This window comes from Pseudodesulfovibrio portus, from assembly GCF_026000375.1.
GTDB lineage: Bacteria > Desulfobacterota > Desulfovibrionia > Desulfovibrionales > Desulfovibrionaceae > Pseudodesulfovibrio > Pseudodesulfovibrio portus.
The window spans coordinates 926,740-951,925 of sequence record NZ_AP026708.1 but is presented as its reverse complement, the minus strand read 5'-3'; the positions used below and the strand labels follow the sequence as shown (position 1 = coordinate 951,925).

The 25,186-nt window shown below is 62.1% G+C and carries 22 protein-coding genes; 6 read left to right on the top strand and 16 right to left on the bottom strand.

Annotated features, from left to right (window positions below; translation table 11 throughout):
• Positions 1–23 precede the first annotated feature (23 nt).
• The 4 genes from OO730_RS04660 to OO730_RS04645 all read right to left on the bottom strand — a co-directional run bounded on the left by OO730_RS04660 (position 24) and on the right by OO730_RS04645 (position 6,369).
• Positions 24–1,373, bottom strand: coding sequence for a sigma-54-dependent transcriptional regulator (locus tag OO730_RS04660; protein ID WP_264983417.1), 1,350 nt, complete (start codon positions 1,371–1,373; stop codon positions 24–26).
• 2 nt (positions 1,374–1,375) lie between these two features.
• Positions 1,376–3,151: a sensor histidine kinase gene (locus tag OO730_RS04655; protein ID WP_264983416.1), complete on the bottom strand. Its 1,776-nt coding sequence runs from the start codon at positions 3,149–3,151 to the stop codon at positions 1,376–1,378.
• Between the two features lie 214 nt (positions 3,152–3,365).
• Positions 3,366–5,555 (bottom strand): MFS transporter, encoded by a 2,190-nt coding sequence (locus tag OO730_RS04650; protein ID WP_264983415.1) that lies wholly within the window; start codon positions 5,553–5,555, stop codon positions 3,366–3,368.
• Positions 5,556–5,595: 40 nt separating this feature from the next.
• Complete coding sequence (locus OO730_RS04645) at positions 5,596–6,369, bottom strand: NAD kinase (RefSeq protein ID WP_264983414.1); 774 nt, start codon at positions 6,367–6,369, stop codon at positions 5,596–5,598.
• A 251-nt stretch (positions 6,370–6,620) separates the two neighbouring features.
• Between OO730_RS04645 and OO730_RS04640 the strand changes: the two genes are divergently transcribed.
• Both OO730_RS04640 and OO730_RS04635 read left to right on the top strand, forming a co-directional pair.
• Positions 6,621–7,073, top strand: a complete 453-nt coding sequence (locus OO730_RS04640; protein WP_264983413.1) for a cache domain-containing protein — start codon at positions 6,621–6,623, stop codon at positions 7,071–7,073.
• An 84-nt stretch (positions 7,074–7,157) separates the two neighbouring features.
• A complete protein-coding gene (locus tag OO730_RS04635; RefSeq protein WP_264983412.1) occupies positions 7,158–8,924 on the top strand; it encodes a methyl-accepting chemotaxis protein in 1,767 nt (588 codons plus the stop codon).
• Between the two features lie 73 nt (positions 8,925–8,997).
• Here OO730_RS04635 and OO730_RS04630 read toward each other — a convergent pair whose 3' ends face one another.
• From OO730_RS04630 to OO730_RS04590, 9 genes are all read right to left on the bottom strand, one after another.
• On the bottom strand, positions 8,998–9,525 hold the full coding sequence (locus OO730_RS04630) for a bacterioferritin (protein WP_264983411.1): 528 nt from the start codon (positions 9,523–9,525) through the stop codon (positions 8,998–9,000).
• A gap of 329 nt (positions 9,526–9,854) precedes the next feature.
• Entirely contained in the window at positions 9,855–10,859 is a 1,005-nt protein-coding gene (proX, locus tag OO730_RS04625; RefSeq protein ID WP_264983410.1) for a glycine betaine/L-proline ABC transporter substrate-binding protein ProX, read from the bottom strand.
• 21 nt (positions 10,860–10,880) lie between these two features.
• A complete protein-coding gene (locus OO730_RS04620; protein ID WP_264983409.1) occupies positions 10,881–11,711 on the bottom strand; it encodes an ABC transporter permease in 831 nt (276 codons plus the stop codon).
• A 2-nt stretch (positions 11,712–11,713) separates the two neighbouring features.
• The gene (gene proV / locus OO730_RS04615; protein WP_264983408.1) at positions 11,714–12,934 is read right to left on the bottom strand and encodes a glycine betaine/L-proline ABC transporter ATP-binding protein ProV; all 1,221 of its coding nucleotides are present in this window, start codon (positions 12,932–12,934) and stop codon (positions 11,714–11,716) included.
• Positions 12,935–13,602: 668 nt separating this feature from the next.
• Complete coding sequence (locus tag OO730_RS04610; protein ID WP_264983407.1) at positions 13,603–14,400, bottom strand: hypothetical protein; 798 nt, start codon at positions 14,398–14,400, stop codon at positions 13,603–13,605.
• Positions 14,401–14,403: 3 nt separating this feature from the next.
• Positions 14,404–16,176 carry a DEAD/DEAH box helicase gene (locus OO730_RS04605; protein WP_264983406.1) on the bottom strand — a complete coding sequence of 591 codons (1,773 nt, stop codon included), beginning with the start codon at positions 16,174–16,176 and terminating at the stop codon, positions 14,404–14,406.
• Positions 16,177–16,306: 130 nt separating this feature from the next.
• Positions 16,307–17,080 (bottom strand): NAD kinase, encoded by a 774-nt coding sequence (locus OO730_RS04600; RefSeq protein WP_264983405.1) that lies wholly within the window; start codon positions 17,078–17,080, stop codon positions 16,307–16,309.
• Positions 17,077–17,478: a VOC family protein gene (locus OO730_RS04595; RefSeq protein ID WP_264983404.1), complete on the bottom strand. Its 402-nt coding sequence runs from the start codon at positions 17,476–17,478 to the stop codon at positions 17,077–17,079. Before OO730_RS04595 ends, OO730_RS04600 begins: the two co-directional genes overlap by 4 nt.
• 16 nt (positions 17,479–17,494) lie before the next feature.
• Positions 17,495–18,802 carry a citrate synthase gene (locus OO730_RS04590; protein WP_264983403.1) on the bottom strand — a complete coding sequence of 436 codons (1,308 nt, stop codon included), beginning with the start codon at positions 18,800–18,802 and terminating at the stop codon, positions 17,495–17,497.
• Between the two features lie 402 nt (positions 18,803–19,204).
• Here OO730_RS04590 and OO730_RS04585 point away from each other — a divergent pair, with 402 nt between their 5' ends.
• From OO730_RS04585 to OO730_RS04575, 3 genes are all read left to right on the top strand, one after another.
• Complete coding sequence (locus OO730_RS04585; protein WP_264983402.1) at positions 19,205–20,242, top strand: 4Fe-4S dicluster domain-containing protein; 1,038 nt, start codon at positions 19,205–19,207, stop codon at positions 20,240–20,242.
• Positions 20,232–20,693, top strand: coding sequence for a 4Fe-4S ferredoxin (locus OO730_RS04580; protein WP_264983401.1), 462 nt, complete (start codon positions 20,232–20,234; stop codon positions 20,691–20,693). The genes OO730_RS04585 and OO730_RS04580 overlap by 11 nt, the downstream gene beginning before the upstream one ends.
• Positions 20,694–21,006: 313 nt before the next feature.
• A complete protein-coding gene (locus tag OO730_RS04575) occupies positions 21,007–21,342 on the top strand; it encodes a tRNA-binding protein (RefSeq protein ID WP_264983400.1) in 336 nt (111 codons plus the stop codon).
• Positions 21,343–21,428: 86 nt separating this feature from the next.
• On the opposite strand, the gene OO730_RS04570 is transcribed toward OO730_RS04575, so the two are convergent.
• From OO730_RS04570 to OO730_RS04560, 3 genes are all read right to left on the bottom strand, one after another.
• Positions 21,429–22,040 (bottom strand): nitroreductase family protein, encoded by a 612-nt coding sequence (locus tag OO730_RS04570; RefSeq protein ID WP_264983399.1) that lies wholly within the window; start codon positions 22,038–22,040, stop codon positions 21,429–21,431.
• 269 nt (positions 22,041–22,309) lie between these two features.
• Positions 22,310–23,362 carry an N-acetyl-gamma-glutamyl-phosphate reductase gene (gene argC / locus OO730_RS04565; RefSeq protein ID WP_264983398.1) on the bottom strand — a complete coding sequence of 351 codons (1,053 nt, stop codon included), beginning with the start codon at positions 23,360–23,362 and terminating at the stop codon, positions 22,310–22,312.
• A 196-nt stretch (positions 23,363–23,558) separates the two neighbouring features.
• On the bottom strand, positions 23,559–23,846 hold the full coding sequence (locus tag OO730_RS04560; protein ID WP_264983397.1) for a DUF1844 domain-containing protein: 288 nt from the start codon (positions 23,844–23,846) through the stop codon (positions 23,559–23,561).
• 157 nt (positions 23,847–24,003) lie between these two features.
• On the opposite strand from OO730_RS04560, the gene OO730_RS04555 reads away from it, so the two are divergent.
• Positions 24,004–24,795 (top strand): substrate-binding periplasmic protein, encoded by a 792-nt coding sequence (locus OO730_RS04555; protein ID WP_264983396.1) that lies wholly within the window; start codon positions 24,004–24,006, stop codon positions 24,793–24,795.
• The last annotated feature ends 391 nt before the right edge of the window (positions 24,796–25,186 follow it).

Sequence of the window (25,186 nt, the reverse complement as noted above, 5' to 3'; positions counted from 1 at the left end):
GCGAGCGGAAATCCGCCGAAGGGTTATTCGGACCGTTTTAGTCCGTATTTGGTCATCTTTTCATTGAGGGTTCGGCGGGGGATGCCGAGGTCGGCGATGACGTCCTTGATGATCCCGCCGTTGCGGGCGAGGGACTCGTGGATGAGGTGCCGCTCGAAGAGCGAAACCTGTTCCCTGAGTGACACGGCGGAGGTGTGCGTGTCTTCCATGGCGCCGGACATGATCTTGCCGATCCGCTCCTTGGGAGGAAGGGGGGAGAGGACGTACCGCTCGGCCATGGTCTTGAGCTCGCGCACGTTGCCGGGCCAATCGTGGCCCATCATGATGGACAGGCTCTCCGGGCCGGGAGGGGTCACGGTCATGCCGTAGGTGTCCGCCGCCCTTTCCAGGAAAAAGGAAAACAGCAGCGGGATGTCGTCCGTGCGCTCCCGAAGCGGCGGGACGGCCAGTTCCACGGTGTTGATCCGGAAGTACAAATCCTCGCGGAGCCTTCCTTCCTCGATGGCCGTGCGGGGGTCCTCGTTCATGGCGGAGAGCAGCCGGAAGTTGACCGGGCGGGCCGAGTTGGCCCCCAGGGGGGTGATCTCGCGCATCTCCAGGGCGCGCAGGAGCTTGCCCTGCACGTCGAAGGGCATGGAGTTGAGTTCGTCCAGGAACAGCGTGCCGCCGTTGGCCGCCTCCAGTTTGCCGACCCGTTTGCCGGATGCGCCGGTGAAGGCTCCGGACACGTGGCCGAACAGCTCGCTCTCGGCCATGTTGACCGGGATGGTCGCGCAGTTCAGGGCCATGTACGGCCCCTTGGAAAGGGCGGAAAGGTTGTGGATGGCCCGGGCGATGACTTCCTTTCCCGTGCCGGTTTCGCCCAGGATCAGGACGTTGGCGATGGTCGGGGCTATGTGGGTGATCTCTTTTTTCAGTTCGCGCATGAGCGGGCTGGTGCCGACCAGCCGGGAGTCGATGCCCTCGCAGTCGGACAGGGCCATCTTGAGCTGCCGGTTCTCGATGATCAGGCGGCGTTTTTCCAGTGCCCGCTTGATGGTCTCCACGATCCGTTCCGGGTCGAAGGGCTTTTCCACGAAATCGTAGGCCCCGCCCCGGATGGCCTCCACGGCCATGGCGATGTCCCCGTGCCCGGTGAACAGGACCACCGGGATGTGGGGGTCGATGTCGGCGATCATCTTCTGGAAGGCGAGCCCGTCCAGCCCGGGCATCTTGACGTCGGTGAGCACGATGCCGGTGTAGTCGGGGGTGATCATCCTCAGCGCCAGCCTCGCATCGGCGAAGTCGGAGACCTGGAAATCAGAGAGTTCGAGCCATTGACGGGCGGAGTCCCGTACGGAACGTTCGTCGTCCACAAGAATGACCTGTTGCATGATTATCCTTCCTGCTGCTTGGTGGACAAGGGAATCTGGACAGAGAACTCGGCGCCGCTGGGAGCCCGGTTGGCCACCCGGAAATGGCCGCCCATGTCCTTGACGATCTTGTACGAAATGGAGAGGCCGAGGCCGACGCCGATGCCTTCCTTCTTGGTGGTGACAAAGGGTTCGAATATCTTGTTGCCGATCTCTTCGGGCACGCCCGGCCCGTTGTCCCAGACCCTGACCAGGGCCTGCCCGTTCTCCAGGCTCAGCTTGACGTTGATCTGCGGGGCGTCGGTCTCGTGCAGGGCGTCCAGGGCGTTGCGGAAGAGGTTGATCAGCACCTGCTCCAGCCGCATGCGGTCACCGATGATGAGAACGGGCTGGCCGGGCATGGACAGCTTCAGGTCGCAGTTCTCCACGTGGAACTGGTGCTTCATGAGGCTGACGGCTTCCTTGATGGCCTGGCGGAGGTCGAATTCCAGGTTTTTGTCCGAGGACCGGCGGGCGAATGATTTCAGGCTGCCCGTGACCTTGGCCATCCTGTCGCCGAGGTCCGAGACCTTGTCCAGGGTCGGGGCGAGTTCGTCCAGCTTGTTCCGCTTGAGCATGAGCTGGCAGCTGGCGATATAGGTCTTGGCCGCGGCGATGGGCTGGTTCAGTTCGTGGGCGATGGCCGTGGCCATCTCGCCCAGGGCGGCGAGCTTGCCCGCCTGGACCAGCTCCTCCTGGGCCGCGCGCAGCTCGTGTTCGGTCCGCTTGCGCTCCTCGACCTCCTGGGCCAGCTGGTGGTTGATGTCCCGGATGTGGTCGGCCTCAATCGCCTGTCGGCGGGAGAGCCTCTGCAGCCTCCGTTCCCGCAGGAAGAGCCGCGTCAGGATGGCCAGCCCGAGCAGGACGAAGGTGGTCAGCGAGACGCCCAGCGTCCGTTCCCACAGGGGGCCCTGGGGCGTGAGGTAGCTGATGCCCCAGTCCGTTCCCGGAATGCCGCGGGTCCTTTTGAGGAACCGTTCCTTGCCGATGGTGAACTCCTCGACGAAGCCGAGGCGGGTTCGGGTGTGGGACGGCAGGTGCTGCAGCTGGAATCCCGGGTACTGCTCCTGGTCGTGGATCTTCTTGAGCATGACCGTGTCCAGGGGCGTGAGGGTCTTGTATTTCCACGACGGGCGGCTGGTCAGGACGATGACGCCGTTCGAATCCGAGACGAACAGGGTTTCGCCGCCTTCCCGCCAGATGCGTTCCAGGGGCGACAGGGCGATTTTGGCCACGGCCACGCCGATGATGTCGCCCTTGTCCCTGATGGGGTGCGAGATGTAGAAGCCGGGCTCGCCCACGGTGATGCCCACGCCGAAGAACTGCCCTTCCTTTCCCCTCATCGCGTCCTTGAAGTACGGGCGGAAACTCAGGTCCAGGTCGATGAAGTTGTTCGGCTTGTCCCAGTTGCTCGCCGCGCTGACGATGCCGTCGGTGCCGATGATGTAGACGACGGAAGACCCGGCGATGTTGTTGACGCGGTACAGGAAGCGGTTGATGGGCAGGGCGTCGCCGCCCTTGGCGAGGAATTCCGACACCATGCCGTTTTCCGAGATGAGATAGGGCAGGTATTCGTATTTCTGCAACTCGGATTCGAGGGTCATTTCATACAGGGTCAACCGCTCGTCGGAGACGCGCTCCAGGTCCTGGATGTAGTTGTACTGCACCAGCAGCCCGATGAGGAACGGGATGCCCAGGAGTATGAGGAGGACCAGCATAAAGGCCGGAGCATTGAATTTGGTTTCGTTGAATCCTCGCATCTGTCGTGTCCCGGTTATCCCTTCGCGCTGTTGCTGCGTCCGTGTCCGTCAACCTGTCTGATAGGCGGAAAACCGCTCATTGACCAGCCCTGAAACAGGGGCTCTTTGTTCGCTGTTGCGTCAACTGACTGTAATAAAACGTTTTTGTTTCAAGGAATAGATTCCGTGTCATCTGTGGCCTAGCAAATAGGATACCGAAACAGGTGTTTTTCGGTCAGTGGGGAAAATTGTCCGTTATGGCTGCGGTGTGGTCGGGCAGGAACCAGATGGCCGCGCTGTCGGGCGAGTGCTCGGCGAGGAAGCCGGTTCCCTGCGTCGGGCCCATGATGAACAGGGTGGTGGCCAGCACGTCCGCCTTTTCCGCCGAGTCGGCGATGACCGTCACCCCGATGGATTCCTGGGCGGATTCCATGGTGGCGGGGTTGATGATGTGGTGGCGCTTGACGGGTTTCCCGTTTTCCTCGGTGGTCACGAACTGCTGGTAGTCCCCGGAGCCGCACACGCCCTTCTCCCTGACGGAGATGGTCTGGAGAGAGGCGGAGTTGCGCGGGTGGCGGATGCCCACGGTCCAATCCCTGTCCCCGAAACAGTAGAAATCGCCGCCCGCCTCGACAATGCCCGAGGGTATCCCCTGCTTGCGCAGGAAGGCGACGCCCGCGTCCACGATGGTGCCCTTGGCGATGCCGCCGAGGTCCAGGGCCATGCCCTTCTTTTTCAGCCGGACGCGTTTGCCGGGACGATCGACCAGGACCAGCCGGTAGTCCACCAGGCCCGACTTGGCGTGGGCCAGGGTCTTGTCCAGGGCATAGTACAGCGGCGATGTGGTCAGGGCCCCGATGGTCGGATCGAACACGCCCCCGCTCCGGTCGCTGTATTCGAGGGTCCGCTCCAGCAGGGCGAAGGCCCTCGGCGTGGGCTTGATCCAGGACAACCCGGCGTTGCGGTTGATGCGCCCGATGGACCCGTCCAGGTTGCGGTGGTCGAAATCCTGCTGCAGGGCCCGCATGGCCGACATGGTCTTCCTGGCGGCGACGGCGGCCGCTCCCCGGCTTTTCGCCTCAAGGGTCAGATTGACGATGGTGCCCATGGCCACGTCCGTGAATCGGTACAGGCCCTTGCCCGGCGATTCGATGTCGGTCCTGGGGGAGAGGCAGACGGCCATGATGACCAGGAGCGTGACCGAGCAGATGCCGGTGGCGCTTCTGGAGAGAGCCGTGCCCCAGTGAAAGTGTTCCCTGAGGGTTATGGTCACCAGCGGCAGGCAGGCCAACCCTCCCAGGGCTGCCGCCGTCTGCATGGCGGGCAGCGGGGAGTGGTAGTGTTGCACGATCAGTCCGCCCAGCAGGGGGCCCAGCAGAAAGCCGACGCCCGAGGCGAAGTTGGCCGCCCCGAAGACCGCGCCCTGCCGCCGGGCGTAGGAGGAGGCCAGGGCCATGGAGGCCGGTATGGACAGGGCGGCGCCGCCGCCCATGATGGCCCCGAAGGTGACGAACTGCCAGAGCTGGGTGCAGGAGCCCAGGACGAACAGGGAGCCCGCGCTGAGCAGCATGCCGAAGACCACCCGGTCCAGGTCCGGTTTCCTGGTGGAGAAGCGGCCTGACAGGGAGAGGCCCAGGAAGGTGGCCAGGCCCGGCACCGCATAGGTCGCGGCGACGGTCGGGCCGTGTCGGCCGAGGGTGTCGACGAGCAGGATGGGATAGAAAGCGGTCAGCAGGCCGATGCCCAGGGTCCGTCCCCCGATGGCCAGGAGCAGGGCGGTGGTCTTTTCCTTGGAGCAGTAGTCGGGCGCGGGCGGCTCGACAGTATCCCGGCGGTGGGTGACGGTTTTTCCGGGCAGCAGGAAGAGCGTTGCCAGCAGGGCCGCTCCCATGCATGCGGCGAGGCCGATGAGCACGGGGGCCATGGAACGGTTGAAGTACAGCAGGCTGCCCACGATGGGACCGGCGAACGCGGCCAGGCTGAACAGGGCGGACTGGGCGGCGAACCATCGGGTCAGGTTCGTCCCGGCGGCGGCGCTCCCCAGCGTGGCCATGCCCACCGGGCGGATGAGTCCCGAGACGAGCCCCATGGCGATCTGGATGGCGTAGAGGGTCTTGAGGCCGGGCAGGAGGAAATAGAGCGGCGGGATGAGGCAGCCCGCGCACATGCCGAGCAAAAGGACCGGGCGGGGTCCGAACCGGTCGGCGGCCATGCCGGACAGCGGCGAGACGATGAGCTTGGCCAGATAGTATGCCGCAAACGCGCTTCCGAGCCACGCGCCGCTGATCCGTTCGTCCATGCTGACCAGCGGTATGGTGAACGAGAACAGCCCGACGCCGAGCGCGGAGAACAGCCCGCCCGCCAGGATGGCTGCCAGGATGCGGAAATCCCCGGTTCGGGAACGAGTCGTTTCACGTGTCTGCATATCGGGATGTCTTGCGGGTCCTGTTTTCCGGAAGGGGGTATCAGTGAATGAACTGCTCGTTGAATATGCGCTCTTCGAGAGAGTGGTCGTGAGCAAAGAGCAGGTGTGCCGGATTGGAGAGGTCCTCCCGGATCAGGATGTGGACCACGTCGCGGATTTCGAGGAAGTCGGCCGATGCGTTGACGGGCCGCTTCTGGGGCGTGAGGACTTCGAATTCGACCACGGCCGAGTGCGGCAGCAGGGCGCCGTTCCACCTGCGGGGGCGGAACGGGCTGATCGGGGTCAGGGCGAGCACGTTGGACCCCAGGGGGATGATGGGCCCCCTGGCGGACAGGTTGTAGGCCGTGCTGCCCGCCGGGGTGGCGATCAGGATGCCGTCGCAGACGAGATTGTCCAACCGCTCCCTGCCGTTGACGAACACGCGGATGTTGGCCGACTGCTGGGAATGGCGGATCATGGAGACTTCGTTGTAGGCAAGGGCGGAAACCCGTTCGCCGTCGATGGTGGTCGCGGTCATGGCCAGGGGGTGCAGGATGTGGGTCTGGGCCGAATTGAGTTGCGCCAGAAGGTCTTCGGGATTGAACCGGTTGAGCAGGAATCCGATGGAGCCGCAGTTCATCCCGTAGATGGGGATGCCCGCTTTCCCGTGCTCGTGCACGGTCTGGAGCATGAACCCGTCGCCCCCGAGCGCCACCAGGGCGTCGGCCTGATGGATGTCTACCAGCGGGTAGCGGTCTTGTATGATGGCCAGCCGCTCCCGGGCTTTGGGAGTGTCGGCGGCCACGCAGGCGATGTTGCGAATCTCGGGTCCCATGGACGTCAATCCTGTTTGCGGAGTTCTTTGAAGGACCCCACTACACTGCATGCACCATCCCGTAAAGGGGTATGGAAACGCGGACCGGGCGGGAAGATGCCGTGGGAACCCCGGAAGGGGCAAAAAAGTCTGGGTGCCGGTTTACGCCCCAAATGATGTCTGCTATGTGACGGCCATGTTGCGGTACACTAACTTGTCATACAGCGTCCTGATATGGACAACGCCATGGGGCGCTGTGGTTGGAGGTAGACGTGAAAAAGTTATGTATTGCAACGATCCTGTGCCTTTCCATGCTCCTGTCCGGCGCGGCCCTGGCCGCCGATAAGGACCAGGCCGTCAAGGTCGTGGACGCTGTGGCCGCATTCTACGCGGCCAACGGAAAGGACGCCACCATCGCCGAACTCTGCAAGCCCGCGGATCAGAGCGCCTTCAAGGAATTCGCACCCCTGTATGCCTTTGCATACGACACCGGCTACAACATGGTCGCCCATTTCAAGACCAAGCTCATCGGCCGCAACTACGAGAAGCTTCCCGACGTGAAGGGCAAGCTCTTCCGCAAGGACATCGTGGATTCGGCGGTTGACGACGGCGCGGGTTGGACCGACTACTGGTACAAGAACCCCGCCACCGGAAAGCTGGCCGAGAAGACGACCTACGCCAAGAAGGTCGGCGATCTCATCGTCGCCTGCGGCGTGTACAAGTAGCTGAATCCTCACCATCATCGCCGGGCGCAGGCCGACCGCCTGCGCCCGGCTCATGCAACTCCTCACGAGCCGGAGGGAGCATAAATGTGGCATTTCTTCTGTAGCATGAAGATAGGCACCAAGCTGATGCTGTTCAGCCTGCTGACCATCGTATTGCTGTCGTTTCTTTCGATATCCGCTTTCATGGGGCTGGAAAAACAGGAAACCGTGATCGATTCGATCTTTTCCGAGAGCTTCCGGAGCTACCAGACCTCAACCAATCTCATCGATGACATCAAGTCCATCAACATCGACGCCTACAACGCCCTGAACATGGCCAATGTCGGGTTCCCGGACGAGGAGATCGAGGCGGCTGTCAATCCGCTCCCGCCGTTTCTCGATTCCATCGAGGACAACATACGGACCATCCTGTCCGGGCTTGAGGGCGACCCGCGCTACCCCCTGTATGAGACTATCCTCCGGGACTACGTCGAGTACAAGCAGCTCATGCTGCAGGTCATCACCGCCGTGACCTTCGACACCGATGTCGCCTTTGCCTCCCTGTCCACGGCGGAGCAGTATTACAAGCAGCTCAACAGCCGCCTGATCGAACTGAAGCAGCATGAAGTGGAGAGCATGACCGCCAGGCGGGCTCAGGCCCGCAGGCAGGGGGCGGCGGTCAGCCGCAACATGATTCTCTATTCGTCCATCATCGCCCTGGTCACGCTGGTCCTGAGCTTCGTCATGAGCCGGTCCATCATCTCCCCGGTGAAGCGGCTCGTGGAATTCGCGGGCGGCCTGTCCGGCGGGGATCTGTCCTTGCGTTTCGCGGTCAGGGGCCAGGACGAGATCGGCCGGTTGGGCGCCGCCATGAACGTCATGGCCGAGCAGGCCGAGGAGGCCATGGCCGAGGCCCGGCAGAAGGCCCTGGACGCCGAGAAGGAAGCCGAGGTGGCCCAGGAGGCGGAGCGGCTGGCCGAGGAAACGGCGGGCAAGGCCGAGGCGCAGCGGCAGAACATTCTGAACGCGGCGGAAAAGCTGGAGGAAATGGCCCAGGCCCTGAAAGAGGCCTCGGGCGAGCTGAGCAAGCGGATCATCCAGATTCACAAAGCCGTCGGCGAGCAGCGGGACCAGTTCGGGGAAACGGCCACGGCCATCACGCAGATGAGCGCCACGGCCATTTCCATTGCCGGCAACGCGGAAAACGCCTCCACCGAGGCGCACCAGGCCACCAAGGAGGCCGAGGCCGGCGTCAGCTCCCTGCAGGGGGTCATCGGGGGCATCAGGAAGGTCAAGGACAACAGCGAGGACCTGCAGCGCAACATGACCGAACTGGCCGGTTACACGAGTGAAATAGGCAACATCATGGAGATCATCACCGATATCGCCGACCAGACCAACCTGCTGGCCCTGAACGCCGCCATCGAGGCGGCCCGGGCGGGCGAGGCCGGGCGCGGCTTTGCCGTGGTCGCCGACGAGGTCCGCAAGCTGGCCGAGAAGACCATGCTTGCGACCAGGGACGTGGGCGGCAACATCTCCGCCATCCAGGAGAGCAGCAAGCGCAGTTCCCGGGCCACCGGGGAGGCCCTCGAGGCGATCGTGGCGGTCAGCGAAACGGCCGGCGGGTCGGGCGAGGTCCTGCAGGGCATCCTGCAGTCGGTCCACATGGCGTCTGACGGCATCCGGACCATTGCCGCCGCAGCGGAAGAACAGTCCGTGACCACGGAGGAGATCACGCGATCAACAGACAGCGTCAACTCGCTCACGGTGACGATTTCGGCGGAGATGGAAAAGACGGCCTCGGCCACGAGCCAGGTCGCGGATCTGGCCGATGAGCTCTACAGTTTCGTGGAGATGGTGCGGCGGTCGTGACCGCCCGGTGATACCGGGGAAAAGGAAAAGGGGACTGCCGGTAATTGCGGCAGTCCCCTTTTCAGGTGTTCGATTATTTGCCGGTGATGACGAATCCCTGCGGAGCCAGTCCCGTGGAAGAGGGGGTCCCGGCGATCCTTGAGAGATAGTTCTCGCCGAGATTTTCGATGTGGTCCTTGATGGCGTCGAAGTAGTTGAAGTGCTCCTGCTCGTCGTTGATGATTTCTTCGAAGAGCTTGACGCTGATGGAATCGCCGTTGTCGCGGCAGACCAGCAGGAACTGGTTGTAGGCGTCGATGGCGGTATCTTCCTCGTTGGCGTCAAAGGGGAAGATGGTCTTGATGTCCTGCCGCTTTTCGATGGGACCGGCCAGTTCCGTGGTGGGCTCGCCGCCCAGCTCCTTGACGCGTTCGGCAAAGGCCTCGGCGTGGCGCATCTCGTCGATGGCGATGAGCTTCATGGAGGCGGCCAGTTCGCCGTAGTCCATGTCGTCCAGATTGTAATGCTGGTTCATGTACTGATGGATCGCCTGCAGTTCCATGGACCGGGCCTTGTTCAGCACTTCAATGACTTTTTCCCGCCGTTCTTCCTTGGTCGCCATGATGGTTCTCCTTTAGGTGGTGTCTTTGATGATGCAGCGTTTCATGGGATTGTCCCCCTCTTCCGCTCCGGCGGAAGACCGGGAGGTCCCGACCAGTGCACGCCGTTGAAAATTCCGCTGCGGCGCCGCCGGTTCATTTCTTTCCCGACAGCCTCGCGGCCCGTCGCGGGACATATGCTATCCGTTTCCAATCCGGTCATCAAGTCGGTTCGGACACAATGTCGGCCTGGCCTCAACCTGTTTTCCCCGTAGCCCGGACAGGGAAGAGGCCTGGAAGGGGATACCTCCAGGCCTCTCGATCGGGTTTGTCGAACAGGGGAGCGGTGAACCTACATGGCAGCCTTGCGGGCCGCGTCGAGCCAGCCGTTCCAGGTGTCCTGATTGGCGGCGATCCATTCGTCCACATGTTTGGCGATGTCCTTGTCGGACTTCTCGCCTTCGTTCATGCGGGTGTTCTGGGCGCTGACGTCGCCGATGGTCAGCTTGAAGTTTTCCAGGAATTTGGCAGCTGCCGGGTTCTTTTCCAGGAATTTCCTGTTGGCCACAACGGTAATGTCGTAGACCACGAAGCCCGGGCGCAGGGGATCGGAGACTGCGCCTTCCACACCGGACACGGTGCCTTCGGTGTCACCCTCTTCGGGGACGTTGATCCACATCACGTCCTGGCCGGGCTTGAACTTGAACACGGTCCAGTTGGGCGTCCAGGTATAGAAGAAGGCCGGCTTGCCGGACTTGAAGGCGCCCAGGGTCGAGGCCATGCCCGCTTCGTAGGAAGCCTTGTTGGGCTTGATGTAGTCGTCGAGCTTGTAGGTTTCCATGTGTTTGGCGATGACCTTTTCACAACCCCAGCCCGGAGGGCAGGCGGTCAGATCGGCTTTGCCGTCGCCGTTGAGGTCGAAGGCCTTGACCACCTCGGGACGTTTGAAGTCGTCCAGGGACTTGATGTTGTACTTCTCCACTTCCTTCTTGGACACGAGGTAGCCCTGCATGCCGCCCGCCGTGATGATCGGGTCGAGGATCACGCCGTTTTTCTCGAAGTTCTTGGGAAGCTGGGGGTCGTGCAGCGGGAAGTTGCCGTTGCACCAGTAATCGATGTCGCCCAGGTAGATGGACTTGTAGGCGATGGGATTCTGCAGGTCCTTGGGTTTCTGGACGTCGTAGCCCAGTTCTTCCAGTCCGCGCCGGGCCAGGGCTTCCTGGAAGAAGCCGGTGTTCCAGGTTGCGCGTGCGGGCCGGACAGTGACGTCCTTGCCGGGTTTCATGTCCATTGCCATTGCGGACGCGGCGATGAGGACCGCGAACAGGGCGGTCAGGGTCAGTTTCATAAGTTTCATGTAACCTCCTAGGATTCTTGTTTATTTTCTTTTAGCCATGGACTGGGTGATGCGGTCCAGGACGATGGCCATGAGCACGATGCCCACGCCGCCGACGACCGCCCGCCCGATGTCCAGGGTGTTCAAGCCGAGGATGACGGGGGAGCCGAGTCCCCCCGCGCCGATGAGCGCGGCGATGACGACCATGGACAGGGCCATCATGATGGTCTGGTTGAGCCCGGCCAGGATGGTGGGCATGGCCAGGGGAATCTGGACCTTGGTCAGCACCTGCCAGCGGGTGGCCCCGAAGGCCTGGGCCGCTTCCACCAGTTCGGGATGCACTCCGCGTATGCCCAGGCTGGTCAGCCTGATGATGGGCGGCAGGGCGAAGATGATGGTCGCCAGCACGCCGGCCACGTTGCCCACGGAAAAAAGCATGACGATGGGCACGAGGTAGACGAAGGCCGGGGTGGTCTGCATGGCGTCGAGCACCGGTCGCAATCCCGCCTCGAAGCGGTCGCTGCGTCCGGCCATGATGCCGAGCGGAACCCCCAGCAGGGTGCAGATGATGACCGAGGACAGGACCATGGCCAGGGTGATCATGGTGTCCTCCCACAGGCCGAGCAAGCCGACCACGACGGTGGAGGCCAGGGAGAAAACGGCCAGCCGTTTGCCGGAGAATTTCCATGCGGCCAGGCAGATCACCGCGATGATGATGGCCGGGTGCACGGCGTTCAGCCCCTGCTCGAAGCCGTTGAGCATCTTTTCCACGGGCCACTTCATGGTCTGGAAGACCTCTCGGTGGTTATCCACCAGCCACTCGATAAAAACCGAAACCCATCGGTCGAGGGGGATAAGTACTTCGTCGAACATGGCTATATGTCTCCTTCGCCGTTTATGGTTTCTTCGGTGCGTTGGAGTGTGCGCAGGAACCGGTTTTTTGAGACCACGCCCTTGTAGACGCCGTTGGCGTCAACCACCGGCACGGGCCAGGGGCTGGATGCGACCATGGGCAGGATGTCCTGCATGGATTCGTCGAAATTCACGGGTTCGCCATCTTCGAGGAACACCTCGCTGAGCGTTTTGTCGGGCAGTCCTTCCTCGATGGCGTCCCGGACGCCCTCGGAAGAAATGATGCCCAGGAAGCGGTGCTTGGCGTCGAGGGCATATCCATGCTCCCGCTCGCTGCCGCTGAGGATCTCGTGGGCCGCGCGCAGGCTGCCTTTCTTGGTGACCACGATGGTCGGGTGGGAGTCGCGCACGATGTCTCCGGCGCTGATGACGTTGGTCGGGTCCACGCCTCGGAAAAAGGCCCGAACATAGTCGTTGGCCGGGTTCTGCAGGATTTCGTCGGGCGTGCCCACCTGGACCACGTTGCCGCCTTCCATGATGGCGATGCGGTCGCCGATTCGCAGGGCCTCGTCCAGGTCGTGGGAGATGAAGACGATGGTCCGCTGCTGCTCTTCCTGGAGTTTCAGCAGTTCATCCTGCATTTCTGTGCGGATGAGCGGGTCGAGTGCGGAGAACGCCTCGTCCATGAGCAGGATTTCCGGGTCCACGGCCAGGCCACGCGCCAGGCCGACGCGTTGCTGCATGCCGCCGCTGAGTTGGTCCGGATACTGGTCTTCCCATCCGGCAAGCCCGACCTGGGCCAGGGCCTCGCGCGCCCGCTCATGGCGCTTTTCCTTGTCTTCGCCGGCCAGTTCCAGCCCGAAGGCCGCGTTGTCCAGCACGGTCAGGTGGGGCATGAGGGCGAAAGACTGGAAGACCATGCTCATGTTGAACAGCCGGAACTTGACCAGCTCGTCGCTGCTCATGGCCGTGACGTCATGGCCGTCAACGATGACGCGGCCCGCCGTGGGCTCGATGAGACGGTTGAGCAGCCGGACGATGGTGGACTTGCCCGATCCGGACAGCCCCATGATGACGAAGATTTCGCCGGACTGGATGGTGAAGGACGCATTGTTGACGCCGACGGTCATGCCGGTGGAGTCGAGGACGGACTGCTTGTCATGTCCTTCCTTGAGCATTCCCAAGGCCTTCCGGGGTTTGTTCCCGAATATTTTGTACAGGTTTTCGACGCGGATGGTACCCATTATTTCTCCGATATATGTGACGACAGACTCCAATCCATTCACTGGAAGGGAGCGGTAAGAAACGAAATTGGTGAGAGAGGCGGGGGAGCTAGCGAAGGGGGACGCGATCACGCAGCCCACAGGGGCGGGTGACCCGCGGCTCGCCGTGGACGGGCGAGTTTTCGGATCGGATGTGGCACTTTGTGGGTAACTGCATTATTGTGTTGTTGTAAAACGTAAATTTAATGTAAAAAAATAATGTTACAATAGTAATTACAGTCTATTTTACTGTTATTAAATTGTAATCAATGTAACGAAAAGAAAGTAGTATCTTCTTTTGTTGACAGAAATATGCATTTGGAAAAAGTAACGTCGGATAGCTTTTTGATCGCCAAATCGAGATAAGACTAACGAAAGTTATTGCCCCTGTCAAAGAATGATCTAAATTAGTGTTCTTCAAGGCGCTTTTAGGCTTGATAAAAGAGAGCGTTTTTCGCGGTTCACTTCGCTGAAACAGTCGTATTCGGTGCTTCTTTTTCGGGCATGAGGAGGACATTTGAACGGCGGGAACAACCGCGCCCGGCGGGCGGCTCAATCCTTTGAACGCTTGCTGCACGTGTCATGGGTTCGAGCCCACAAGATTCCGCTTTTTTCGGGAGAAAAATAAAGAGAGATGATGAGAGCGGTTCTCAGGAGCTGGGCGTGGCCAATTCGTCCCGTATCCGTTTGAACAGCTCTGGCTTGCGGTCGTACTGGTGGACGAGGTGCGCCGGTTCCCCGGCCTCGTTGAGGATACGCCCCGCCGCATCCAGGCGGGGTTCGCCCCGGGTCTGGGCCAGGGTGAGGACCGGGCCCGTGTTGTCGTGCAGGGTGGCCTTGACCTTCCCGGTGTGGATGAGATGGTTGTGGATGCCCTGGTCGTACCCTGCCATGCGTTCGCCGGTGGTGGGCGGGTCGAGCAGGGCGGTCATCCGGTCCAGGTAGCGGAGCATGGATGCCTGGTCGGCCACGGTGGTGCCGGAGCAGGACACGGGCTTGTCGGCGATGGCCGCGAGTGCGTCGGCCCCAAGGTGTTCCCGGACCCAGTGGGCGTTGAACGGGCAGGAGCCCACGGTGGCCCCACGGTCTTCCAGCACGCAGTTCAGGCCGTCCGGCCACGGGAAGTCGAAGGGATCGCGTTGGAAGAGCACGTCGCGCACGTCGGTTATGAGGATGCGCGAAAAGGTGTGCGGGGCCGCGTTGAGATAATCCCGGTACAGGAAATAGCGCAGCCCGTTGTACGGGACGTCTTCGAGATGCGCGGGCCTGTGGAGGGGGATGATCCCGGCCCCTTGGGCGCGCATCCTGTCGAGGTCCCTGGTGGTGTCGGACACGAACAGGACGGTCCGGCCCGCGTACCCGGTGCGCTCAAGGGAAAGAAGAAACGGCCGCACGTCACCATGATGGTAACCTGCGGCCAATCCGAGAATCAGTGTGTTTGCGGCCACTGCCTAGCTGCCGGAGGGCTTCCTGCGCCGCCTGCGCCGCCTGGGGCGGGGCCTGGGCTTGTCGCCGTCCTGCTTGGCCTGCTCGTCGCGGGGCTCGCGGGCGAGCTTGGCTTCCGGCTTGGTTTCCGGCTTCGGCTCGCTGCGTCTGTCCCTCGGCTCCCTCGGCTCGCGAGGCTCACGGGGTTCCCTGGGGGGCTTGGCCGCGCGGGGTTCCCGGGGTTCGCGCGGTTCGCGTGCCGGTTTGGCCTCCCTGGGCTCACGCGGCTCACGAGGGGCCTTGGGCTCCCTGGGTTCGCGAGGTTCGCGCGCTGGCCTGGAGTCCCTGGGTTCGCGGGCCTTGCGGTCGGGCTTGCGGTCGCCGGAAGTGTGTTCCCGGCGTTTGGAGTCGGGCTTGGATTCGGGTTCGGCGGGCTTGCCGTGCAGGGTGGGCTGGTAAATCTCGTCCAGGAGCATGGCGACCAGGGCCAGGGTGTCCTGGTCCTCGCCGTATTTTCGGGCCAGGGGCAGGAACCGGGCCACGCGCTCCTTCTGGATGTTGGTCAGCTTGCGGAACTGTTTCTCCAGGATGGCGGTCATCCGTTCCTCGATGATGGCGGTCACGTCCTCGTCGGTCGGGTCCTTGATCTCCTCGAAGCTGATCTTGAACCGGGCGGCGATGCGTTCCAGTTCCATCTTCTGGATGACGTCCACCATGGTGATGGCCGTGCCGGAGGCTCCGGCGCGACCGGTGCGGCCCGCGCGGTGCACGTAGGACTCCGGGTCCTCGGGCGGTTCCATCATGAACACGTGGGAGAGTTCCGGGATATCGATGCCGCGTGCGGCGACGTCCGTGGCCACCAGGAAGCGGAGCTTGCCCTCCTTGGCCTGGGCCATGAGCTTTTCGCGCTTGTTCTGGTTGAGGTCCGAGGTCAGTCCCTCGGCGTCGAACCCGAACTGGGAGAGCAGGGCGGCGGTGAATTCCACGTTGCGTTTGGTGTTGCAGAAAATGAGGGCGGACGACGGGTTCTCCAACTCGATGAGCTTGATGAGCTTGCGCTCCTTGCCCATGGCCGGGACCTCCACGAACTGGTGGGCAATGGCCGAGATGTCGTTCTCGTCGGAGGAGAGGCTCAGGAATTTGGGCTGGTACATGAACTCTTCGGCCAGTCGCAGCACGCTCGGGGGGAAGGTGGCCGAGAACATGAACGAGCCGGCCAGTTTGCGCGGCAGGTACCGCTTCACTTCCACCATGTCCGGATAGAAGCCCACGGACAGCATGCGGTCCGCCTCGTCGAAGATGAGGACCTTGAGGTCGTCGAGCACCAGGTTGCGGCGCATGAGGTGGTCCAGGATGCGGCCGGGGGTGCCGACCACCAGCTGGACGCCGTCGCGGAAGGCGTCGAGCTGCTGCTTGTAGCCCACGCCGCCGTAGACGGAGACCACCTTGATGGAGTCGTCGCCTGCCAGGGTGAGGGCATCCTGCGCCACCTGCTGGGCGAGTTCCCGGGTGGGGACCATGACCAGGGCCTGGCACTTGGAGCTGCGCGGGTCGAGTTTTTCGATCAGCGGGAGCACGAAGGCGCCGGTCTTGCCGGAGCCGGTACGCGCCTGGACCATGACGTCCTGGCCCTTGAGCAGATACGGCATCGCCCGCTCCTGGACCGGCATGAGCTTGTCCCAACCGGCCCGTTCACATGCCTGGCGCATGCTGCCGGGCAGCGTGTCGATGGTGATCGCCGGCAGGCCGGTCTCGGCCTGGGTTTCCTCGTGTTCAGTGTTTTTGGTGTCGTTTTCCATGTCTACCTGTGATGAATGTGTGCATCCCGGCCGGATGAATGATTAAGTGGGGCCGGAATATGAAATTTGTGTTGAAATCGGGGCACAGTATACCTTTCTGCCCGAATTGTACAATGATTGCTTGGTCGCCCTAATGCACGAATTGCTCGTTGAATATCCGTTCCTCCAGGGAATGGTCGGGGTCGAACAGGATGTGTGCGGGCCTTGAGTGGTCCTCGACCACCCTGACGCGGCGGACGTCGCGGACCTCGAAGGAGTCGGCAGCCGCGCCCACGGGACGGCGGTCCGCGTCGAGGATTTCGAACTCGACCACCGCCGAGTGGGGCAGGAGCGCGCCCTGCCACCGCCGGGGGCGGAACGGGCTGACCGGAGTCAGGGCGAGGACGTTGGAGCCCATGGGGATGATCGGTCCCCGGGCGGACAGGTTGTAGGCCGTCGAACCCGCCGGGGTGGCCACCATGATGCCGTCGCAGATCAGCCGGTCCAGCCGCTGCCTGCCGTTGATGAGCACCCGGATGTTGGCGGACTGCTGGGAGTAGCGCAACAGCGCCACCTCGTTGAAGGCCAGGGCCGAGGAGGTCCGGCCGTCCACGTCGGTGGCGGTCATGACCAGCGGGTTCAGGGTGTGGCGCTGGGCCGCGTTGAGGCGTCGGAGCAGGTTGTCCGGATCGAACCGGTTGAGCAGGAAGCCGATGGTGCCCCGGTTCATGCCGTAAAAGGGCAGCCCGGCATCCATGTGGTCGTGCACGGCCTGGAGCATGAACCCGTCGCCGCCGAGCACCACCAGGGCGTCGGCCTCTTCGATGTCCGCAAGCGGATACCGTTCGGCGAGAAGGGCGAGCCCTTCCCGCGCCTGTTCCGTATCGGACGCCACGCAGGCGATTTGTTTTATTGCGCTGCTCATTCCGCGGCTTTGTCCAAGTAGGCGACGAGGTTCAGCGATACCCCCTGGGGATCGCGAACGACGCAGAAACGACCGACATTGGGAATGTCGGTGGGGGGAAGCTCCACCGTCCCGCCGAGTTCGGCCACTCGCCGGGCCGACTCGTCAATGTCGTCCACGGTGATATAGGGGTCCCAGCACAGAGGCGTGTCGTCGGGGACGTTTCCTTCCCTGGTCATGAGACCCGCGATCAGGGTTTCGTCTTTGAGGGCTACGAAATAGGGCTGACCGTGGATCGTTTGTGACTCCATGAAGGTCCAGCCGAGCAGGTTTCCATAGAACTCCCTGGCCGAATCCAGGTCGGAGGTGATCAACTCATTCCAACTGAATACGCCGTGCGTACGGGAATAGACGGGCATGGCGGTTCGGCCCGCCCTAGAGCCGCGAATCCAACGGGATGTACTTGCGCGGCTTGTTGCCGGTGTAGATCTGGCGCGGGCGGTGGATGCGGCCCGCCTCGTCCATGTTGGCTTCGTTCCAGTGGGCGATCCAGCCGGGCATGCGGCCGATGGCGAACATCACCGGGAACATGTTCACCGGGATGCCCAGCGCGCGCAGGATGATGCCGGAGTAGAAGTCCACGTTGGGATAGAGCTTGCGCTCAGTGAAGTATTCGTCGCTCATGGCCGCGTCGGCCAGCTCCAGGGCGATGTCCAGCAGGGGATCGTCGTTGCCCGTGGATGCGAGCATGTCGTGGGCGGCCTGGCGCAGTATCTTGGCGCGCGGGTCGAAGGATTTGTAGATGCGGTGGCCGAAGCCCATGAGACGGAATTCCTTCTTCTTGACCCGTTCGAGGCACTCCTGGATGGACAGGTCTCCGTCGTGGATGTTCTGCAGCATCTCGATGACGCCCGCGTTGGCGCCGCCATGCAGACGGCCCCACAGGGCGCAGATGCCGGCCGAAACCGAGGCGAACAGGTTGGCCTCAGTGGACTGCACCATGCGCACGGTGGAGCAGGAGCAGTTCTGCTCGTGGTCCGCGTGCAGCAGGAAAAAGAGCGACAGGGCGCGGACCTGGGCGTCGGTGGGCTCGAACTGCTTGTACGGGATGGAGTGCATCATGTGCAGGAAGTTGCGGCAGTAGGAGAGCTTCGGGTCCGGGTAGACGAAGGGCAACCCCTGGGCCTTGCGGAAGGCCCATGCCGCGATGGTGCGGACCTTGGAGATGATCTTGGCGGCCGCGCGCAGGAAGTCCTCCTTGGAGGTGATTTCCAGCAGGTCGGGATGATAGGGGCCCAGCGCGTTGACCACGGCGGACAGGATGGCCATGGGGTGGCCGTTGGACGGGAAGCCCTCGAAGTGGTGGCGCAGTCCTTCGTGGAGCAGCTCCTGCTCGCTCAGGATGTCGCGCAGTTCCTGGCGTTCGGCGCGGGTGGGCAGCTCCCCGAAGATGAGCAGGTAGGCGGTCTCGATGAAGGTCGCGTGGGCCGCCAGGTCCTCGATGGGGTAGCCTCGGTAGCGCAGGATGCCGTTTTCGCCGTCGACGAAGGTGATCGAACTGGAACAGGAGCCTGTGTTGGCGTAGCCCGGATCATAGGTGATGTATCCGGTTTCGTTGCGCAGGCAGGAGATGTCGACGGCGTGCTCGTTCTCCGAGCCGATGATGATGGGCAGCTCGAAGGTCTTGCCTTCAATGATGAGCTGGGCATTCTTGTCGGTGATGTATTTTTTGTCAATGGGCATAGCGTTCCTCGTTTGGAGTCAAATGCCAAGTCGCCCGCTCATGGCGGGTGCAGAATGAAATTCTGTCCGGGGCGTGGAGCCGGAGGCCGCCGGGTGACGGCCGGTCCATGCGGCAGATGCGGTCACCGAAGGGTGGACTCGGCAATTCAGAAGGCATATTTATACCGATATCGAGGCATATGTCAAACAGGCAGAATGCGTGTTGATGGTCAAGTTCATTTATTCCAACTGGTTAAGCCGCTATTTTCCGGTCGGTACAGGTTGTTTTCACTTCCCTTGTAATCCGGGTGCGTCGGCTTCGGCGGTCTTGACAACGCGAAATATACCCCTATAGGGTATGTTGGCGCGCCGGTGGGAAGGGCCGGACGCGGAAATCATTTTACAATGAGGTGGTCAGCCATCATGGGTAAAACGAAGAAGGGGTCCGGGAACGTCAGTCGGCGTGGTTTCCTCAAGGCCATGGGCGTGGGCGGGGCCGGGATGCTTATTCCCGCCTCGGCGGCGGCCGTTGGCGAGCCGCGCGTCCCCGGGCCTTCGGACGGCGAGCTGGCGACGCTGCTCGACCTTTCCAAATGTATCGGCTGCGGCGAGTGCGTCAGCGCCTGCCGCGAGTCCAACGCCGAAAAGCTTCCGGAGCCTGAAAAGCCGTTTGCGGCCATGTCTCCGGCCAAGCGCGCCAGGCCCGAGGACTGGTCAGACAAGCGCGACATCGACGACCGCCTGACCCCCTACAACTGGTTGTTCATCCAGAACGCCGAGGTGGAGTACAAGGGCGAATCCTTTGACATCAACATCCCCCGCCGCTGCATGCACTGCCAGAACCCGCCCTGCGCCAACATGTGCCCCTTCGGCGCGGCCGGCAAGGACTTGAACGGCATCACCCGCATTCACGACGACCTCTGCCTGGGCGGGGCCAAGTGCCGCACGGTCTGCCCGTGGAACATCCCGCAACGCCAATCGGGCGTGGGACTGTACAAGGACCTTTTGCCGCGATTCGCGGGCAACGGGGTCATGTACAAGTGCGACCGCTGCTACCAGAAGCTGGAAAAGGGCGAGCTGCCCGCCTGCATCGAGGTCTGCCCGGAGAACGTGCAGACCATCGGGCCGCGCCATGAGATCGTGGCCGAGGCCAGGCGGCTGGCCAAGGAGATGAACGGGTTCATCTACGGCCTGGACGAGAACGGCGGCACGAATACCCTCTATGTTTCGCCCGTGCCGTTTGATCGCATCAACGCGGTCATCGACAAGCACCCGCTGAACAAGCCGGTGGGCAAGGGGCTCGGACCCGGCAAGCCGCATATGGGCCCGGTCGAGGACGTCATGGCCGACGAGACCAACCTGGCCACGGCCACGCTGCTGGCCCCGATCGCGGGCATTGCCGCCGGGTTCCTCGGCCTGGGCGCGAAGCTGATGGGCAAGGAGGGCGACGATGAAAGCTAGACCGTATTCCCGCTGGATATCCCGGCTGTTCATCCTGCTGGTGGGTTCCCTGGCGTTCACCGGGCTGCTGCAGATGCCCCTGGCCCGGCGCTATTACCTGACCGATCTGCCCGGCATGGCCTGGACCGGTGATTTCTACTTCGTGCATCGGCTGCACTATGTCCTGGCCGCCCTGTTCCTGCTTTTGCTCGGCCTTGTGGCGGCCAACTGGTTCCTGGCATGGCGCGGCAAGCTCGCCCTGACCGGGCTGGGCATGGCCCGCGCTGTAGTGATCGCCGGGCTGGTTGTGTCCGGGGCATTCCGCGTCTATCGCAACCTGCCCGACGTGACCCTGCATCCGACAGCGGTCCTGGCCATCGACTGGGTCCACCTGACCCTGGTCTTTGTGCTGGGCATCCTGGCCCTGGCGGCGCTGGTCGGCAGACGGTCGGCCTATGCCGTGCGCAAATGAGGGAGGGAATGCCTCCGGCGGCCGGGGGAAGGGGAGGGAAAAACCTTTGAGAAGGTCTTTCCCTCCCCTTCCCCCGGACCCTCATCCCCTCCTTTTTCCAAACTTTTTATTTGCGCATTCGCGCGGGCCGGGGTGTCTGGCGGCGGGCCATGCTGTGAAGTTCATATTGTAAAAAGGATATGTGGGGTTACCCCGCCGAAGGCGCGATAAAAAGTTTTGAAGGGGAGTCCAGAGGGGAAACTTTTTCAAAAGTTTCCCCTCTGGCCGCCGGAGGCATTTCTTGGTAATTGGTCGTTACTCAAGGAGAACGGGCATGGAAACAATAGAGTGGAGTGAATTCGAGCGGGTGGAATTGCGCGTGGGCACCATTGTCCGGGCCGAGGAGTTTCCCGAGGCGCGCGTCCCGGCCTACAAGGTCTGGGTGGATTTCGGCGAGGAGATCGGGGAGCGCAAATCCAGCGCCCAGATCACCAAGCTCTACGAGCTCGACGAGTTGGTGGGCAGGCAGGTGGTCGCGGTGGTCAATTTCCCGCCCAAGCAGATCGGGCCGATGAGGTCCGAGTGCCTGGTCACCGGTTTCTATCGCGAGGACGGCGTGGTCCTGGCCGTGCCGGACAAGGCGTGCCCCAACGGCTTGAAGCTCGGGTAGTATCTAGGATAAAAAGGAAAAGGCCGGTTGGATTTCCAACCGGCCTTTTTTGTGTATCTTTCAGGTCGCCGTTTTTCAACGACCGCCTAATCCAGGATGATCTCATCCACGGACTGCCGCCACGCCTTGGGCGCGATCTCCGCACCCGGCTTGAGGTGGCCCACGGCGATGAGCATGGGTATCCAGTAGTTGTCCGGAATGTTGAACTCCCTGCGCACGCCTTCAAGGTCGAAGCCGTCCATGGGATGCGTGTGCAGCCCGTGGTTGGACGCGGCGTACATCAGCGACATGGCGAACAGCCCGGCGTTCTTGTTGGCAAAGGCCTGGATGAACTCCGGGCTTTGTCCGTAGAGCCCGGTCGTGGCGTTGATGAACCAGTCGCGCTGTTCGGGCACAAGGTTGTTCTTGAAGTGCTTCTCAAGGGTGTCGTTGCCTTCCTTCCAGCCTTCGCGGTCGGCCAGCACGATGAGCACCACCGGTGCCTCGGACACCTTGGGCTGGTCCCAGGCAACGGCCCGCAGGGCCGCCCTGCGTTCGGGGTTGCGCACCACCTTGAGCTTCCACGGCTGGAGGTTGAAGCTCGACGGGGCCTTGGCCGCGTCCTCGATGACCGCGCGCAGCAGGTCTTCCGGGACGTCGCGGTCGGGATCAAAGAAGTTGATGGCCCTCCGCTTTTCGAGAATTTCCTTGAAATCCATATGTGCATCCTCCGTGTAGATGGCGGTTTTCATTCAAATCACATGATAACCATTCTCACGAAAAAGAAAAGGCCTTCCACGAGGAAGGCCGTTATTTTTTTGTTTTGAATCCCGGAGACTGGCTGTTGAGCCAGTCAATCATCCAGGCTGTTCAAAAAAGGTGAGATGCAAGGCGCGAAAAAAGTTCAAGGCCGAAGCGTACTCCTCGTACGCAAGGGTTTGAACTTTTTGAAGCAACGCCGCAGATCGCCGTTTTTCAACAGCCTGGGCTAGGGCATGAGGGGAGCCATGGGCAGCCCCTCGTCAATGTCCAGGCCGCAGATGAGGTTGGCGTTCATGAGCGCCTGTCCGGACGCGCCCCGGCAGAGGTTGTCGATGGCGGACAGGATGATCAACCGTCCGGTCCGGGGGTCGACCACCAGGCCGATGTCGCAGAAGACCGTGCCGCGCACGTATCTCGTCTCCGGCAGCTGGCCCTTGGGCAGCACGCGCACCATGGGCTTGTCCGCGTAGAACTCGGTATAGGCCGCGTGGATCGCGTCGAGGTCCGCGTCCGCCTTGAGCTTGGTGTAGATGGTGGACAGGATGCCCCGGTCGATGGGCAGCAGGTGGGTGTTGAAGGACACGGTGACGTCCGCGCCCGCCAGCTTGGACACTTCCTGCTCGATCTCCGGGGTGTGCCGGTGGGTGGGCAACCCGTAGGCGCGGAAGTTGTCGGCCACCTCGCAGAACAGGGTGCCCACCTTGGCGCCGCGCCCTGCGCCGGATGCGCCGGACTTGGCGTCCACCACGATGTCGCCGGTCTCCACCAGGCTGCCGGACAGCGCCGGGGCCAGGCCGAGGATGGCCGAGGTCGGGTAGCAACCGGGGTTGGCGATGAGCCGCGCGCCCATGATCCGGTCGAGGTAGAGTTCGGGCAGCCCGTAGACCGCCTCGGAGAGCAGTTCGGACCGGGTGTGCTCCACGTCGTACCACTTCTCATAGGTGGCCTTGTCGTTGATGCGGAAGTCCGCGGACAGGTCCACCACCTTGACGCCTTCGTCCAGCAGCAGGGCGGCGATTTCCATGGCGGTCTTGTGCGGAACGGCCAGGAAGACCACGTCGCACTCGGCCAGGTCCGCCGGGTCGGGCCGGGTGATGACGAGATCGCCCAGCGGCAGCCGGTTCAGGAACGGGTAGATGTCGGCGAGTTTTTTGCCCGCCTCCTTTCTGGAGGTGACGCGCACCAGCTCCATGGAGGAGTGGTGGGTCATGAGCCGGGCCAGTTCCATGCCGGTGTAGCCGGTCACGCCGACCAGTCCGGCCTTGATGATGTGGGGCATTGGGTTTCCTTGTCTAAATTTATTAGGGCTGTTCAGAGTAGTTCGAGTGCCAGGCGGAAGGTAAAAACAACCGCAGGCGTAGTAAACGCTACGTTGAGGATTGTTTTTACCTTCCATACCTGAGGCATAAGATCTTGTATGCTCGTGCCTCGCTTACAATTCACTTAACGCCGCAATCGGGCTGCTATGAACAGCCCTATTTGGACTTGTTCACGTACGACATGCGCAGGTTATACACCACGTCGCACAGCAGTTTCTTTTCATCGTCTTCCAACCCCTTGTCGAACTTGTCCTTGAGCATGCCGAGCACGTCGATGGTGTGCTTGGCGAGCTGGGGCTGGAATTCGGTCTTCCCGGTGGTGGGATCGGCGGCCTCGCCCAGGGCGACCATGGCCGACGAGGACAGGGAGTAGACGAAGGTGGTGAAGTTGATACCCAGGGGCACCCCGGCCATGGGGTTTTCCCTGCATTTTTTATCGGACATCCCTTTTTCCTCCATAAGGTGCAGTTGTCACTGGCGGTAAATTACGGGTTGGGGGGCGCTCCGTCAACAGGGGCGTGAAGTTGTGTCCATACCCCGTTCAAATCATTGACAGGGCAATAGTGTGTGGTACTCTATAGTTATGGACAAATGCGTTTTCATGGCTTTCAGGCTTCGGGCGGCGGGACGGTTTCTCGCCGCATGTTTCCTGTGCGTCCTCCTGCTCTGCCAGCCGGCGAGCGGGGCGGGCGCGGTTCTGGTCATTGATTACCCGGACTATTGGCCGTTCTTTTCCCGTATGGAAACAGGCGAAATGACCGGGTTTTTTTATGACATCGTGACCGAGGCGCTGGGCAAGATGGGCGTGGAGACCCGCTGGCGGGAGTTCCCCTGGGGACGCTGCCAGTGCAATGTGGAGGCGGGCGAGACCGGGGCCATGATCACGGTGCCCACCCCGGATCGGCTGGAGTACGCGGCCACCCACCCGGACCCCTTTTACCTGAAGCAGTTGAACGTCTTCACCTACAAGGGCCACCCCAGGCTCGACTTTATCCGGAACATGAAGACGCTCGACGACATCAAGGCGGGCGGCCTGACCGTGGTCACGTATAACAGCAACAGTTGGAACGACCGGAACATCCGGTCGCGCGGTATCAAGATTTACGAGACCCCGCTTCTCAAGTCGGTGTGGCGGATGCTGGCCGTAAAGCGGGGTGATATTGTTATTGAGTGGCCGGTGGCTGCTTGGGCGGATATTAATGCCACTGATGTGGGGCGTGATGAGATTGTGGAAACGGATGTGACGTTTGATCCCATGCCGTTTCATCTGCTGATAAGCAAAAAATCCCCGCTGGTCGGGATTTTGTCGGAGTTTAATGAGATTATTCTTGAGATGAGGGAGTCTGGCAGGATCGCGGAGATTGTGGCGAAGTATACGCACCCTGCGCGGTAGTTTTTTTGAAGAGAAAAGGAAGGCCCCGTTATGCGGGGCTTTTTTTATGGGAGAGGGGAAGCCTGCGGCTTTTGGGAAGAGGGGGAAGAGCCGTCGCTGGCGCTCCTCCGCTTTTTTTGTTGCCCTCCCGGCGGGGTTCTTTTTTGGCTGGGCCGCCCCAAAAAAGAACCAAAAAAAATGCGGCTTTGGTAGCGCGGCCGCCTGTCCTCCCCGGCCCAAGAATCTGATCGGAGCGGCTGCGCTCCCGAAACAGTCGCTTCGCTCCGGGTTTCGAGAGAGCCGCTTCGCCGCCCCGTCAGCTTCTAAGGCTGGGGAGGGAAGATGGCTATATTGGTAACTGAATAAACAGAAACGGCATAGTGTGTTGCGGTGGCGACGAAAGTGTAATATT

Coding starts and splice junctions, on each gene's coding strand:
- OO730_RS04585 (WP_264983402.1), top strand. CDS start 19,205: ATGGGTAAAACGAAGAAGGGGTCCGGGAACGTCAGTCGGCGTGGTTTC.
- OO730_RS04650 (WP_264983415.1), bottom strand. CDS start 5,555: ATGCAGACACGTGAAACGACTCGTTCCCGAACCGGGGATTTCCGCATC.
- OO730_RS04635 (WP_264983412.1), top strand. CDS start 7,158: ATGTGGCATTTCTTCTGTAGCATGAAGATAGGCACCAAGCTGATGCTG.
- proV (WP_264983408.1), bottom strand. CDS start 12,934: ATGGGTACCATCCGCGTCGAAAACCTGTACAAAATATTCGGGAACAAA.
- argC (WP_264983398.1), bottom strand. CDS start 23,362: ATGCCCCACATCATCAAGGCCGGACTGGTCGGCGTGACCGGCTACACC.
- OO730_RS04600 (WP_264983405.1), bottom strand. CDS start 17,080: ATGAGCAGCGCAATAAAACAAATCGCCTGCGTGGCGTCCGATACGGAA.
- OO730_RS04575 (WP_264983400.1), top strand. CDS start 21,007: ATGGAAACAATAGAGTGGAGTGAATTCGAGCGGGTGGAATTGCGCGTG.
- OO730_RS04570 (WP_264983399.1), bottom strand. CDS start 22,040: ATGGATTTCAAGGAAATTCTCGAAAAGCGGAGGGCCATCAACTTCTTT.
- OO730_RS04595 (WP_264983404.1), bottom strand. CDS start 17,478: ATGCCCGTCTATTCCCGTACGCACGGCGTATTCAGTTGGAATGAGTTG.
- OO730_RS04580 (WP_264983401.1), top strand. CDS start 20,232: ATGAAAGCTAGACCGTATTCCCGCTGGATATCCCGGCTGTTCATCCTG.
- OO730_RS04620 (WP_264983409.1), bottom strand. CDS start 11,711: ATGTTCGACGAAGTACTTATCCCCCTCGACCGATGGGTTTCGGTTTTT.
- OO730_RS04655 (WP_264983416.1), bottom strand. CDS start 3,151: ATGCGAGGATTCAACGAAACCAAATTCAATGCTCCGGCCTTTATGCTG.
- proX (WP_264983410.1), bottom strand. CDS start 10,859: ATGAAACTTATGAAACTGACCCTGACCGCCCTGTTCGCGGTCCTCATC.
- OO730_RS04605 (WP_264983406.1), bottom strand. CDS start 16,176: ATGGAAAACGACACCAAAAACACTGAACACGAGGAAACCCAGGCCGAG.
- OO730_RS04555 (WP_264983396.1), top strand. CDS start 24,004: ATGGCTTTCAGGCTTCGGGCGGCGGGACGGTTTCTCGCCGCATGTTTC.
- OO730_RS04560 (WP_264983397.1), bottom strand. CDS start 23,846: ATGTCCGATAAAAAATGCAGGGAAAACCCCATGGCCGGGGTGCCCCTG.
- OO730_RS04660 (WP_264983417.1), bottom strand. CDS start 1,373: ATGCAACAGGTCATTCTTGTGGACGACGAACGTTCCGTACGGGACTCC.
- OO730_RS04630 (WP_264983411.1), bottom strand. CDS start 9,525: ATGGCGACCAAGGAAGAACGGCGGGAAAAAGTCATTGAAGTGCTGAAC.
- OO730_RS04590 (WP_264983403.1), bottom strand. CDS start 18,802: ATGCCCATTGACAAAAAATACATCACCGACAAGAATGCCCAGCTCATC.
- OO730_RS04645 (WP_264983414.1), bottom strand. CDS start 6,369: ATGGGACCCGAGATTCGCAACATCGCCTGCGTGGCCGCCGACACTCCC.